The 13,027-nt window shown below is 64.6% G+C and carries 12 protein-coding genes; 5 read left to right on the top strand and 7 right to left on the bottom strand.

Annotated elements, in window-relative coordinates:
• Window positions 1–30: 30 nt before the first annotated feature.
• The 5 genes from ACW5DN_RS02395 to ACW5DN_RS02375 form a co-directional block, all read right to left on the bottom strand.
• On the bottom strand, window positions 31–1,377 hold the full coding sequence (locus ACW5DN_RS02395; protein ID WP_456961161.1) for an acetylglutamate kinase: 1,347 nt from the start codon (window positions 1,375–1,377) through the stop codon (window positions 31–33).
• Window positions 1,374–2,477, bottom strand: a complete 1,104-nt coding sequence (locus tag ACW5DN_RS02390; protein WP_456961160.1) for an acetylornithine deacetylase — start codon at window positions 2,475–2,477, stop codon at window positions 1,374–1,376. Before ACW5DN_RS02390 ends, ACW5DN_RS02395 begins: the two co-directional genes overlap by 4 nt.
• Complete coding sequence (locus ACW5DN_RS02385; protein ID WP_456961159.1) at window positions 2,474–3,670, bottom strand: argininosuccinate synthase; 1,197 nt, start codon at window positions 3,668–3,670, stop codon at window positions 2,474–2,476. Before ACW5DN_RS02385 ends, ACW5DN_RS02390 begins: the two co-directional genes overlap by 4 nt.
• A gap of 41 nt (window positions 3,671–3,711) precedes the next feature.
• Complete coding sequence (locus ACW5DN_RS02380; RefSeq protein ID WP_456961158.1) at window positions 3,712–4,722, bottom strand: N-acetylornithine carbamoyltransferase; 1,011 nt, start codon at window positions 4,720–4,722, stop codon at window positions 3,712–3,714.
• 244 nt (window positions 4,723–4,966) lie between these two features.
• Window positions 4,967–5,431, bottom strand: a complete 465-nt coding sequence (locus tag ACW5DN_RS02375; RefSeq protein ID WP_456961157.1) for a hypothetical protein — start codon at window positions 5,429–5,431, stop codon at window positions 4,967–4,969.
• A 145-nt stretch (window positions 5,432–5,576) separates the two neighbouring features.
• On the opposite strand from ACW5DN_RS02375, the gene cysS reads away from it, so the two are divergent.
• Together cysS and ACW5DN_RS02365 are read left to right on the top strand one after the other, a co-directional pair.
• On the top strand, window positions 5,577–7,004 hold the full coding sequence (gene cysS / locus ACW5DN_RS02370; protein WP_456961156.1) for a cysteine--tRNA ligase: 1,428 nt from the start codon (window positions 5,577–5,579) through the stop codon (window positions 7,002–7,004).
• Between the two features lie 4 nt (window positions 7,005–7,008).
• A complete protein-coding gene (locus ACW5DN_RS02365) occupies window positions 7,009–7,461 on the top strand; it encodes a SufE family protein (RefSeq protein ID WP_456961155.1) in 453 nt (150 codons plus the stop codon).
• A gap of 91 nt (window positions 7,462–7,552) precedes the next feature.
• On the opposite strand, the gene dksA is transcribed toward ACW5DN_RS02365, so the two are convergent.
• Window positions 7,553–8,485, bottom strand: a complete 933-nt coding sequence (gene dksA, locus ACW5DN_RS02360) for an RNA polymerase-binding protein DksA (RefSeq protein ID WP_456961154.1) — start codon at window positions 8,483–8,485, stop codon at window positions 7,553–7,555.
• A gap of 208 nt (window positions 8,486–8,693) precedes the next feature.
• On the opposite strand from dksA, the gene yidD reads away from it, so the two are divergent.
• The 3 genes from yidD to ACW5DN_RS02345 are packed head-to-tail and all read left to right on the top strand — an operon-like array spanning window position 8,694 to window position 11,179.
• The gene (gene yidD / locus ACW5DN_RS02355) at window positions 8,694–8,915 is read left to right on the top strand and encodes a membrane protein insertion efficiency factor YidD (RefSeq protein ID WP_456961153.1); all 222 of its coding nucleotides are present in this window, start codon (window positions 8,694–8,696) and stop codon (window positions 8,913–8,915) included.
• A 36-nt stretch (window positions 8,916–8,951) separates the two neighbouring features.
• Window positions 8,952–10,304 carry a dihydroorotase gene (locus tag ACW5DN_RS02350; protein WP_456961152.1) on the top strand — a complete coding sequence of 451 codons (1,353 nt, stop codon included), beginning with the start codon at window positions 8,952–8,954 and terminating at the stop codon, window positions 10,302–10,304.
• 5 nt (window positions 10,305–10,309) lie between these two features.
• Window positions 10,310–11,179 (top strand): M23 family metallopeptidase, encoded by an 870-nt coding sequence (locus ACW5DN_RS02345; RefSeq protein WP_456962935.1) that lies wholly within the window; start codon window positions 10,310–10,312, stop codon window positions 11,177–11,179.
• A gap of 38 nt (window positions 11,180–11,217) precedes the next feature.
• On the opposite strand, the gene ACW5DN_RS02340 is transcribed toward ACW5DN_RS02345, so the two are convergent.
• Window positions 11,218–12,981, bottom strand: a complete 1,764-nt coding sequence (locus ACW5DN_RS02340; protein ID WP_456961151.1) for a diguanylate cyclase — start codon at window positions 12,979–12,981, stop codon at window positions 11,218–11,220.
• Window positions 12,982–13,027 lie beyond the last annotated feature (46 nt).

Genomic DNA, 13,027 nt, shown 5'->3' with positions numbered 1-13,027 from the left:
GAAAATACCGTCCATGCAGGAACCAGTTGCTCATGCGGCCTCCAATGGGTCAAGCAGCGTCGGCGCGCGGTCGCGGCAGTGGGCGACGCAGCGGGCGACGTCGTCGAAATCATCAAGTCCGTACCAGAACACCTTCCACTGCTCCTGCTTGTAGTGGCCATCGGCCTCGGCGTAGTAGAAGGAATTGACCGAGTTGCCATGGCGAGAGCGCCAGAACAGCCTTGGGTTCTGCTCGCGCATCAGCAGCCAGACCGCGCGGCCGAGTCCCTCGCCCTGGGCCTCGTCGAGCACGGCGAACTTGTCCAGGTAGGCACGGCCATCGACGTCGGTGAGGATGACTGCGGCGCGATAGTTCTCGCTGACATACGCGCGATGCAGCGCGGTGCGCTCGAAGTAGTCCGGCGCCAGCCGGCGGCCGAACGCGGATTCGATCAGCAAACGCAAGCGCGGCAGGTCAAGCGCGTCCCAGCCACCGGCCTGCAGCACCCGCTCGCCACGCCGCACCAGCGTTCCCGAGCCCTTGTGGGTAAACAGTTCCTTGGCCAGCTCGGCCGGCTTGGTGATCGACACCGAGGAGGACAATGGCAACCGGTCGAGCAACTGCTTGATCTGCTCGATCTTGACCCGCATGCCGCCGTTGACCCAGGGCTGCGACATCAGTTGCTCGTACTCGGTCGACAGGTTGATCGAGTCGATCACCCGCCCCTGCGCGTCCAGCAAGCCGCCGGTACCGGTCAGGAACACGATCTTGTATGGCTGCAGCACCTGCACCAGCTCGTTGGCAGCGAAGTCGGCGTTGATGTTGACGATCTGCCCGCCGACGGTCTCGCCGAGGCTGGCGATCACCGGGATCGAGCCGGCCTGCAGGCTGGCCTGGATCGGCGCCAGGTCGACCCGCTTGACCTCGCCCACCAGCCCGTAGGTGTCGCGGTCGAGGTAGTCGGCCTCGAACACGCCCGACACGATCGAGGTCGCGCGTGCGTCGCCGCGCTGCAGCGCCTCGACCAGTTTCAGATTTTGGCTGTGGAACACCCGGCGCACCACTGCCAGCGCCTCCGGCGAGGTTACCCGCAGACCGTTGACGGTCTGCTTATCGATGCCGGCGGCGACCATCGCCTCGTCCAGTTGCGGACCGGCACCGTGGACCACGATCGGGGTCAAGCCGACGTCCTGCAGGAACGCCAGCGACGAGGTCAGCGCATCGAGGTCGTCGCGCAAAACCGCGCCACCGACCTTGACCACCGCGAAGCGCGCCGCATCGAGCTGCGAGAAGCGCTTAAGGTACTGGCTGATCTCCTTCGCGCTGGCCATGCTGGAGAGCAGCCGCACGATGGTCTGGCGGGTCTGGATGTCGTGGGTGGTAGGGGGAATGGTCATCGGGGCGTGTCGACGCCAAGGATCCGGGCAACCGACTCGCCATAACGCTGCAACTGCTCCAGCGCCACCCATTCGTCGGCCGTGTGCGCCTGGGCGATGTCGCCGGGACCGTAGACGATCGCGGTCATGCCGGCGGCGGAGAACAGCGAAGCCTCGGTCCAGAAATCGACCGCGTTGCCGATCGGCAGGTCGAGCGCCTCGGCGAGGTCGCGTGCCTCCAGCCGGCGATCCTCGGCCGTCGCGATGTCGCCGGAGGGCAGCGACGGACCGCGGAAGGTCTCCTCGTAACGCTCAACCGCCCCGGCCTCGACCAGGCTGCCGAAACGCGCATGCAGCCCGTCGATCGACATCGACGGCAGCGGCCGGAAGCCGAACCGGACCTCGGCGCTGGGCGCGATCATGTTGGCCTTGATCCCGCCCTCGACCCTGCCGATGTTGAAGCGCAACCCGGTCAGGCCGCCGAAACGCTGGTGCGACTCCGCCTCGACCAGGTCCAGCGCTCGATCGCCCCAGCGCATCACCTGGTGCAACGCGCTGGCGTCCATCGCGTTGGCGCCGGAGGCGTGACCGGCGCTGCCGCGGAACCGCATCAGCACCGAGCTGATACCGCGATGGGCCAACACTGCTTCGCAGCGGGTCGGCTCGGCCACGATCGCCTCGGTAAAGCCATGTGCGCTGGCGAGGAAGGCGGGGATGCAACGCGCGTCGTTGGCCTCCTCGTCGGTGCCGAACAGGAATGCGGCATCGCCTTGGGTCATTGCCGCAGCGGTCAGTAGCCCCGCCGCGGCACCCTTGATGTCGCAGGCACCCAGACCGATCGCGCGGTCACCGGTGACACGCAGCACGTGCGGATCAGCGGTCCATGCCGGTGAGTCCGGCACCGTATCCAGGTGGACGTTGAACAGCCGGCGCGGGTTGCCGCGCACCGCCAGCATCGACACCGCGCCATCGCCGTGGTCGGTGACCTCAATGCGGAAATCGGACAGCTGGGCGCGCAGGTAGTCGAAGATGCCGTCGCTGCCGATCCGGCGCGGCGGATTGCGGGTGTCGAATGAGACCAGGGCTTCAAGGTGGCGGAGGATGTCGGGGAGCAGGTTCACTTCCGGTTGACCTCCGCCCACAGTGTGCTGCTCATCCCGAACAGCTTGATGAAGCCCTCGGCCTCGGCCACGCCCCAGTCGGCGGCCTGCGCGTAGGTTGCGCCCTTGGCGTTGAGGATGTGCGGTGAGTCGATCGCCACCGCGTTGACGATGCCACCAAAGGTCTCCAGCACCACTTCGCCGTTGACGGTCGACTGGCTGGAAGCCAGGAACGCCTCCAGGTCGGTCTTCAGCGGGTCATGGAAGAAACCCTCGTAGACCAGCTCGACCCACTTGCGCGCGACCTCGGGCTTGAAGCGGTTCTGCTGCTTGCTCAGCACCGCCTCCTCCAGCGCACGATGGGCGACCAGCAACGCGGTCAGGCCCGGCGCCTCGAAGATGATCCGGCCCTTCAGGCCGATGGTGGTGTCGCCGGTATACAGACCACGGCCGACGCCGTATTGCGCGAACAAGGCGTTGAGCCTGGCGAGCATCACGTGCCCGGCGACCTTCTCGCCATCGAGCGTGACCGCCTCGCCGTTCTCAAAGCCGAGCCTCACCCGCAACGGCTGGTCCGGCCACTCGTTGCGCGGCTGGCACCAGCCGGTCGCGCCCTCGCCCGGGGCCTGCCAGCGATCGATCTCGCCGCCGGACATGGTCAAGCCGAGCAGGTTCTCGTTGATGGTGTATGCCTGCTGCTTGGCGCGCACGCCAAAGCCGCGATCTTCCAGGTATTTCTGCTCGTAGGCGCGGACCTGGGTGTGCTGTTTCTGGATCTCGCGGATCGGCGCGACGATCTCGTAATCGCCCAGCGACTTGACCGCCAGATCGAAGCGGACCTGGTCGTTGCCCATCCCGGTGCAGCCATGCGCGATCACACGCGTGCCCAGCTCGGCGGCGCGCGCCAGCGTGGCCTCGACGATCAGGTAGCGGTCCGACACCAGCAGCGGGTACTGGCCCTGGTAGCCCTCGCCGGCCCACACGAACGGCTTGACGAAGCCGTCCCAGATCGCCGGGCCGCCGTCGACGGTGACGTGGGAGGCGACGCCCAGTTCGGCCGCACGTTGCTCGATGAAGGCGCGCTCGTCATCGTCCACGCCGCCGGTATCACCGAATACGGTATGCACGGCGTACCCCTGCTCTTGCAGGTACGGCACGCAGAAACTGGTGTCGAGCCCTCCGGAAAACGCGAGGACGATGTTCTTGTCGGTCATGGTTTGTCTCGTGGCAATGGCAGGGCGGCTCAAGACCCGCCCTACTGGTTTATGAGGGTGGTCATGATGGATTTTTGTACATGCAGGCGGTTCTCGGCTTCGTTGATGGCGATGCACCGCGGCGAGTCCATCACCGCGTCGGTCGCCTTGACGTTGCGGCGCAACGGCAGGCAGTGGCTGAAGACAGCGTCGTTGGTCAGCGCCATCTTTGCCTCGTCGACGATGAAGTGCTGGTACTGGTCGCGAATGGGTTTTTCCGGCGCCCAGTTACCGAAGTACGGCAGCGCGCCCCAGCTCTTGGCATAGACCACGTCGGCACCGGAATAGGCGCTTTCGATGTCGTGGCTGACCGCCAGCGAGCCGCCACTCTCGGCCACGTTGTGTTCGGCCCAGCCCATGTAGCGCTCGTCCAGCACGTACTCCGGCGTCGGGCACAGCAAGGTCACGTCCATGCCCATCCGGGTGGCGATGGTCAGCGCCGAGTTGGCGACCGCTGTGTTGAGCGGCTTCGGATGGTACGTCCAGGTCAGTACGAACTTCTTGCCGCGCAAATCGGTCGTTCCGAACCGTTGCTGCAGTGCCATCACGTGGGCCAGCTCCTGGCACGGGTGGGTGATGGTCTCCATGTTGATCACCGGCACCGGGGAGTACTTCGCGAAACCCTTGAGCACCCGATCCTGGCGGTCCAGCGACCAGTCGGTGAATTTCGGAAAAGCGCGCACGCCAATCAGATCCACGTAGCGGCCCAGCACCTGCGCGACCTCGGCAATGTGCTCCTCGGTATCGCCATCCATAACCGTGCCCAGGTCGAATTCGATCGGCCAGGCGTCCTTGCCCGGCTGCAGCACCACCGCATGACCGCCAAGCTGGAATGCTCCCAACTCGAAACTGGTGCGAGTGCGCATCGAGGGGTTGAAGAACACCAATGCGATCGACTTACCGCGCAACTGGTCGCCGAGTTTGCTGGCCTTGAACCCGGCCGCCTGCGCAAGCAGCGCATCGAGCTCGGGGCGTGACCAATCCTGGGTGTTGAGGAAGTGCTTGATGGGCATGACTGAGGGATCCGTGGGACAGAAAAACAAAAAGCCCAGCTCGGAGGCTGGGCTTGTTCGTGTTGCGCCGGATGCGGCGTGCGTGCGAGCGGCTACCCAGCCAGGTCAGTGGGCAACAGTCGGCGCGCACGCGAGGTCATCCCCGCCGCCATGTAGGCAGAAGTCAGGATGTCGGCAGGGGCGCGAAGCTGGTTCATTTATGGAGGGCATGCTGGCACGTGACGGCCAGCGGAGCAAGCATCCGTCACTGACTGCGCGAGCCGGTCACCACCGGAGTCACCCCGATCCGGATCCGCAGCCGGTTACCCGGATCATCGGGCAAGCGCGAGCGGTATTTCGAGCCCTTGTACACATAGTCGACGTCGTAGGCGATCGGGCGGCGGAATTCGCGCTCAACGGACACCGTCTCACAATCCGCCGCGGCCGTTTCATCCCGTGTCTCCGCCGGCTGCCGGCTGAGCGCATCCTTGACCGCTCCCACCACGCGCGCCAAGCGCGACTCGCCATCACCCTCATCCGCTGGGGTCGGCACGCATTGCTCCTCGACGCTGGTAGCGGTCAGGGTCTGATAGATCGGGGTTACCCGCAGCACCTGGGCATACGCAAAACGGACGTTCTCGGCCTGGATCACCGTGGTGTCCTGCGCCCACGCCGGGCCCATCACCAAGGCACACAGCAGGATCGGCAGTGAAAGGCGCAAACGCTTCATCGTGTCGCTGGACTCGAAGAACACAAGGGGACAAGTGTATTCGCCCGCCAGGGCAGGCGGCTGAATCAATGCTGTCGTGCGGCGCCTTCCGGGCGGACGGGTGAACGCGCAGGCTAGAATGGAGCAACGCCATTGATCTGTCTCCATGAGCCTGCACCTCTACAACAGCCTGAGCCGACGGGTCGAACCGTTCACGCCGCTCGATCCTGCCCGTCCGACGATGTATGTGTGCGGCCCGACCGTCTACAACTACGTCCACATCGGCAACGCCCGCGGGCCGGTGGTGTTCGGCGTGCTGGCCGAACTGCTGCGACGGCGCTACGGCGCGCTGGCCTACGCCCGCAACATCACCGACGTGGACGACAAGATCAACGCCGCGGCAAACGCCCAGGGCGTGCCGATCTCGGTCATCACCGATCGATTCTCGGCCGCCTACCGCGACGACATGGCGGCCCTGGGCGTCGCGCCGCCGGATATCGAGCCAGAAGCGACCGCCCACATTGGCCAGATCGTCACGATGATCGGGCAATTGATCGACTCCGGCCATGCCTACGCCGCCGAGGGCCACGTGCTGTTTTCCGTCGCCAGTTTCGGCGGCTACGGCAAGCTGTCGCGCCGCCACATCGAGGACATGCTGGCCGGCGCACGGGTCGAGGTTGCCCCCTACAAACGCGATCCGGGCGACTTCGTGCTGTGGAAGCCCTCTGGCCAGGGCTCGGGATCCGGCTCTGAATCAGCACCAGGCCAGGCCCTGCCCGGCTGGGAGTCGCCATGGAGCTACGGTCGCCCCGGCTGGCACATCGAGTGCTCCGCGATGGCGGCCGCGCACTTGGGCGAGACCATCGACATCCATGCCGGCGGTGTCGACCTGCAGTTTCCGCACCATGAAAACGAGATCGCCCAGAGCGAATGCGCCCATGGCGGCAAGCCGTTCGCACGGTGGTGGCTGCACAACGGGATGTTGAATTTTGGCGGCAGCAAGATGTCCAAGTCATTGGGCAACATCGAGAAGATCCACGACCTGGTTCTCGCCCACCCACCGGAAGCCCTGCGTTACGCGTTGCTGTCGGCGCACTACCGGCAGCCGCTGGACTGGTCGGACGGCTTGATCGAGCAAAGCGTGCGGACGCTCGACCGGCTGTATGGGACGCTGCGTGCGCTGGCCGATACCGAGGCGACGGCCACGATCCCGGCGAGCCTGGAGGCCATCCTCGACGACGACCTCAACACCCCGCAGGCGCTGGCCGAACTGGCCCGGATCGCCGGCCAGGCGCGCAAGGCGGTATCGGTCGACGACAAGGCCCGGCTCAAGGGCGACCTGTTGGGTGCTGGCCTGGCCTTGGGGCTGTTGCAGCAAGACCCCCAGGCCTGGTTCGTCGGTGGCGCCGATGACGACGGCGACGATGCGCGTATCCAGGCGCTGGTCGATGAGCGCGGCGCGGCCAAGCAGGCCCGGGACTTCACACGTGCCGATGCCATCCGCGACCGGCTCGCGGACGAGGGGGTACTGCTGGAAGATACCCCGGCCGGCGTGCGCTGGCGCCGTGATACCAGTATCCGCCACCAGGATTGATGCCGTGATTGCCACACCGTTCCCGCTTGAACCCACTACCACCGAGGCTCAAGACGCCATCCGTGACGAGTTCGCATTCTTTGACGACTGGTCGCAACGCTATCAGTACCTGATTGACCTGGGCCGCAAGCTGCCGGACCTGCCGGCTGAATGGAAGACCGAAGAACACCGCCTGCATGGCTGTCAGTCGTTGGTCTGGATCGTCGCCCAAGGCGATGCCGACAAGCTGGATTTCCACGCCATCAGCGATTCAGCCATCGTCTCCGGCCTGGTCTACCTGGCGCTGCGGGTCTACTCGGGCCGCAGTGCGGCCGAGATCGCAGGGACTGGTGCCAGCTACATCGCCGACATCGGCCTGGCCAAGCACCTTTCACCCACGCGAAGCAACGGCCTGGCCGCGTTGCTTGGCTTCATCCAGGCACAGGCCATGGCACAACTTGGCGAGCCAAAGCGTTGACGCGCACAAGCCAGCCTGGCTGCACACGCCATCCGCACTGACATGAAAAAACCCCGCATTGGCGGGGTTTTTTCTGGATCAATCCAATGCCTCAGTCGCCCATTTGCTTGCGCAAGTGCTCCCAACGCTCCTGTGCATCGAGCGTCCGCTCGGCGGTAAGCCGGGCGTCCATGCGCTCCAACCCGATCTCCTCGCCGGTGTCGGCGCAAAAACCGTACTCACCCGAGTCGACACGCTTCAACGTACTGTCGATCTTGCTGATCAGCTTGCGATAGCGGTCGCGGGTACGCAGTTCCAGGGAGTTTTCGGTTTCGCGGGTGGCGCGCTCAGCTTCGTCACCGACATCCCGGACTTCGTCCTTCAGGTTTTCGATGGTCTGCTTGGACTCCTCAACCAGGTCTTCCCGCCACTGCAACAGGCGCTGACGGAAATACTCCAACTGCAAGGGACTCATGTACTCCTCGTCTTCACTGGGCGTATAGCCCTTGGGGACGATCGGACGGCCACTGCCTTTTTCTGTTTTATATGGCACGACTTTGACTTTACCTCGGGGGATGGGGGTTTGCGACTTGGCCGCAACGGCTACGGCAACCTTCCCCAGACGTCGCCTGACTGGCACGGCTGAACGGGTTACCGGCGCCTCTGCCGCCTTCTTCGCGACGGGCGCCCTGGATTTGTTTACGGCCGCCGTCTTGGCGGTTGGCTTTTTCACTGCCGCGACCTTCTTGGCGGCCGGCGTCTTCACCGCGACTTTCTTGACGGCTGCTTTTTTCACCGTCGCGGCTTTCTTGGCGACCGGCTTCTTCACTGCCGCGGTCTTCTTGGCGACTGGTTTCTTCACCGCCACAGCCTTCTTGGCAGCCGGTTTCTTCACCGTCACGGCCTTCTTGGCAGCCGGCTTCTTCACTGCCACAGCCTTCTTCACAACGCCTTTTTTCGCCGCCGCGGATTTTTTCACGGCAACTGTTTTGACGGTCTTTTTACTGCTTTTGGCGACCTTCGTCGCGGTTTTTTTCATTGCCACGAGCAACTGTCCTTGATGTTGGTTCCCTTGTGACGGGAAAGCGCGCTGTTATACCCTGCTCCGGCACCTGCGGCAACCTCGTCACAAACAAGGCGTTTCAGGTTTACCCAGGGTCTGACGGCAAACTGCCATCGACCCCGGCCGGGTCGGGCACGGATCCGGCCCATCCTACCCTCCATCCGTTGTTCGTGCCCGTATTCGAGAAACCGTGATCGACCGTCTGCTCATCGCCTTGCTGCGAGGCTACAAACGCTGGATCAGCCCGCTGCTGGGACCGCGTTGCCGGTTTCATCCCACGTGCTCGGAGTACGCCATGCAGGCCATCGCCCGGTTTGGCGCCTTCAAGGGCAGCTGGCTTGCATTGAGGCGGATACTACGCTGCCACCCGCTGCATCCCGGCGGCAACGACCCGGTGCCGCCCGCGCGCTGATTCGCCCTCCCGACAACTCGCCCCAAAAGGATCCCCATGACCGCGTCATCAACGCTTATCGTCAATGCCCGTCTCGTCAACGAGGGCCGTGAATTCGACGGCGACCTGCGCTTCGAGGAGGGACGGATCACCCAGATCGGCAGTGGCCTTTCCGGCCGGGCCAACGAGACCGTGGTGGATGCAAACGGTCGCCGGTTGCTGCCTGGGATGATCGACGACCAGGTCCACTTCCGTGAGCCGGGTCTGGAGTACAAGGCCGACATGGAAATTGAATCCGGCGCCGCGGTTGCCGGTGGACTGACCAGCTTCATGGACATGCCCAATACCAGCCCGCCGACCCTGGATGCAGCAGCACTGGAGAACAAGTACCAGCGTGCGGCCGGCAGGGTGCGCGGCAACTATGGTTTCTACATGGGCACCAGCACCACCAACCTGGAGGCCATCCAGCGCCTGGATCCGCTGAGCGCGCCCGGGGTCAAGGTGTTCATGGGCGCGTCCACCGGCAACATGCTGGTGGACGATCCGGTGGTACTGGACGCGGTATTCCGCGACGTGCCTACCCCGATCATCACCCACTGTGAAGACACCCCGATGATCGAGTCCGCCACCGCGGTCTACAAGGCGAAGTACGGCGACGACATCCCGGCAGAGTTCCATCCCGACATCCGCTCACGCGAGGCGTGCATGAAGTCGACCCAGTTGGCTATCTCGCTGGCGCGCCGGCACGGCACCCGGTTGCATGTTCTGCACATCTCGACTGCCGACGAGCTGGCGTTGTTCGAGTCCGGCCCGCTCGTCCGCGCCGACGGAAGCCGCAAGCAGATCACTGCCGAGACCTGCATCCACTTCCTGCGTTTTGACCGCAACGACTATGCCCAGCTCGGCCACCTGATCAAGTGCAACCCGGCGATCAAGGATCCGGCAGACCGCGAGGCACTGGTCCGCGCCCTTGCCGACGATGTCATCGATGTGCTCGCCACCGATCACGCGCCGCACCTGCTGGAAGAGAAACAACGGCCCTATACCAAGGCGCCCAGTGGCCTGCCGCTGGTCCAGTACGCACTCAATGCGGCGTTGGAACTGGTGCACGAGGGTCACCTGAGCACCGCCCAGGTGGTGCAGAAATTCGCCCATGCGCCGGCGCAGCTGTTCGACGTCAAGGGTCGTGGCTTCCTGCGCGAAGGCTACGCTGCCGACCTGGTCCTGATCGACGACAAACCGCTCACCGTTCGGCGTGAAGACGTGTTGTCAAAATGCGGCTGGTCGCCGTTCGAGGGCCGCACCTTCCATACCCGGATTGCATCGACCTGGGTCAATGGCGTGCTCGCATGGGACGGCAACCAGCTGGTGGGCGCCGCCAACGGCCAGCGCCTGGTTTTTGATCGATGAGGGCAATGCCACTGGTGGTTGCGCTGGCGTTTATTGTCGGTGCCGGCAGCACGACAAGGCCAGCCTGCGCCGCCGATTCATCGCAGGACACCCGGTTGCCCGCTGCGGAAGCGGTGCATGCCGATCGCCGCGTCGTGTTTCCCGAGGCAGTCCCCCAGGGCTCGCTCGTCATTGGCAAAGTGCCGTCCGGCAGCACCGTCCACTACGCCGGACGTGACCTGCGGGTCACGTCCTACGGAACCGTTGCATTCGGTATCGCCCGTGACGAGGCCGGCCCGGCAAGCGTGCAGGTGTCAGGAGCCGATGGTCGGCAGCAATCGGTCAGCATCACCATCACGCCGCGTGATTTCCCGACCGAGCGCGTCAACGGTGTGCCCGGCAAGACGGTCACACCTCCGCCCGCAATCGCCAAGCGCATTGCCCGCGAACAGGCCGCCGTCGCCGCGGCGCGGGCCCGTGACGATGCCCGTACCGGCTTCGCGCAAGAGTTCATCTGGCCGGTTCGCGGGCGGATCAGCGGCCGGTTCGGCAACCAGCGTATCTACAACGGAACGCCCGGCTCGGCCCATTCGGGCATGGACATCGCCGTTGCCAGTGGCACGCCGGTCAAGGCGCCGGCCGCCGGCGTGATTTCGTTCAGCGACGACCTGTACCTGACCGGTGGCACCATCGTGCTGGATCATGGCCACGGCATCAGCTCCAACTTCCTGCATCTGTCGCGCATGGATGTCTCGACCGGCGACAGGATCGAGCAGGGCCAGGTCATTGGCGCCGTCGGCGCGACCGGGCGTGCCACCGGGCCACACCTGCACTGGGGGATGAACTGGCTGGACGTGCGGATCGACCCGTTACTGGTTCTCGACCGGGGCAAATGATCGCTGCACGGATTGCGTGCCAACCAGTTTCGCGTTGCTCACGATGACGTCGTTCGCGCCACATGCAACGACCGGCTGCCGGTCACCCGGTTACGGCCGGCGGACTTGCTCGCGTACAGCGCCGCATCCGCGCGCTCCAGCAGCTGTTCAGCGCTCTCGTCACCGACAAGCTCGACCACGCCCAGGCTGAGGGTGGCGTCGAGCAACTGGCCGTCGATCGACAGCGCCCTTGAGCTGACCGCCGACCGCAGGTTCTCGGCGACGCCCACCGCCTCAGCCAAGCGGGTGTTGGGCAGCACTACAAGTAATTCGTCACCACCCCAACGGCCGAGCAGGTCGTAGGTACGCAAGCGATTGCGGATACGCAGGACGATGACCTTCAGGCAAGTGTCGCCAACACCGTGCCCAAATCCGTCATTGATCTGCTTGAAATTATCGACATCCAGGAACAACACCGATAGGGGAAAGCCATTGCTGCGCGACTCCGAGACGCAAGTCCACAATCGCGTCTCTATCGCCTGGCGCGACATCGCACCGGTCAATGCATCAAACCCCGCCAGCTGGCTGGCATGGTCACGATCGCGCCGCAACTGCTGCATGGTATCGCCGAGCCCGATCAGGATGATCAGCCCGGACATCGCAATCGTCATCGGAAACACGTGATCCAACCAGGGCGGCGCTGGCCAAAGGCCGGCCATCGTGCCAATTTCAAACAGCATCACGGTTGTCATCGGCAATATCGATAGCAACAACACATAGGCCGGCCGATAGCGGCGCAGGCAGCCGACCATGGTGGCAATCCATACCAGCCCAGTCGCAAACAGCAAGGCCAGATTGATGGCCGTGGCGATCCAACTGGCGGCGTTGGCCAGTGCGGCCAGTGCCAGTGCGCCGAACAACGCGCCGCACAGTGCAAGCAATTGCTGCATCACAGGCTGGCGCGCGCGCAGATCCAGATACCTGCCAACGAAGACCAGGCTGGACAAAACCGCAACGACGGCAAACAGGCGCGGAATCCGGGGATCGTGACCGAGTAACGCGGCCAAGCTTGGGAGCAGGCGGATCTCCCCGCCGGAAGTCGCAAAATAAGCGGCCTGCGCAAGCAGCGTCAACAGCAGGTAGGCGTAACTGCGCTCGCCAATGCCGATCCACAGCCCCAATGCGAGTACCGCCAACAGCATCAGGCTGCCCAGCAGCGCCGTCCGCCATGCCACGTGGACCAGGTCGGCCTCGTGAACCGCCCCCAGCGTATCTATCGAGACCGGTATCGAGACCGTCGCGGGAGCATGGACCCGCAGGTAGATCGAATCCCCGGCTGTCACCCCGTCCGTCAGGGGAAACACCAGCGCCCGGGTCGAGTAACCCAGGTCGGCTTCCGGCCCCACCCGTGCATGGATCGACGGTGTGGCGTGCCCCGGCCGCCAGACCTCGATACGGGTCATGTACGGCGATCGCATTACCAAAAGCGGTGCATCGAACATGCCGGCTGCAGACAATCCGGGGGCAACGCGGTCCACCGTTACCCGCCACCAGCGCGGCGATCGCTCTGACGCATGGATGATGTCGTCGGGAAGTGTGACGAAATCTCCATCCCACTCACCGGTACTGACTTGCATGGCCGTCGGATCGGCGTCCAGTCGGGCGACCGTCAGCGATGCCAAACCTGTCTGGATGTCGGGATTCAACGCCGGTGCAGCGGCCCCGGAGGCGACTGACGGCAGCGACAACAACGCAAACAGGCAGGCCATGGCCAGACCCGGCCATGCTGCCCTGCGATAGCGCTGCCCCCAGCAAAACCCCATGCCGCCCCCTAGCCTGCACATGCTCCGAGCATAACGCCGAATCGAC

This window comes from Lysobacter sp. A289 (genome assembly GCF_054072675.1).
This window is presented reverse-complemented; position numbering and strand designations above follow the sequence as displayed.

Coding starts and splice junctions, on each gene's coding strand:
- ACW5DN_RS02395 (WP_456961161.1), bottom strand. CDS start 1,377: ATGACCATTCCCCCTACCACCCACGACATCCAGACCCGCCAGACCATC.
- ACW5DN_RS02385 (WP_456961159.1), bottom strand. CDS start 3,670: ATGACCGACAAGAACATCGTCCTCGCGTTTTCCGGAGGGCTCGACACC.
- ACW5DN_RS02380 (WP_456961158.1), bottom strand. CDS start 4,722: ATGCCCATCAAGCACTTCCTCAACACCCAGGATTGGTCACGCCCCGAG.
- ACW5DN_RS02375 (WP_456961157.1), bottom strand. CDS start 5,431: ATGAAGCGTTTGCGCCTTTCACTGCCGATCCTGCTGTGTGCCTTGGTG.
- cysS (WP_456961156.1), top strand. CDS start 5,577: ATGAGCCTGCACCTCTACAACAGCCTGAGCCGACGGGTCGAACCGTTC.
- ACW5DN_RS02350 (WP_456961152.1), top strand. CDS start 8,952: ATGACCGCGTCATCAACGCTTATCGTCAATGCCCGTCTCGTCAACGAG.
- ACW5DN_RS02345 (WP_456962935.1), top strand. CDS start 10,310: ATGCCACTGGTGGTTGCGCTGGCGTTTATTGTCGGTGCCGGCAGCACG.
- ACW5DN_RS02340 (WP_456961151.1), bottom strand. CDS start 12,981: ATGGGGTTTTGCTGGGGGCAGCGCTATCGCAGGGCAGCATGGCCGGGT.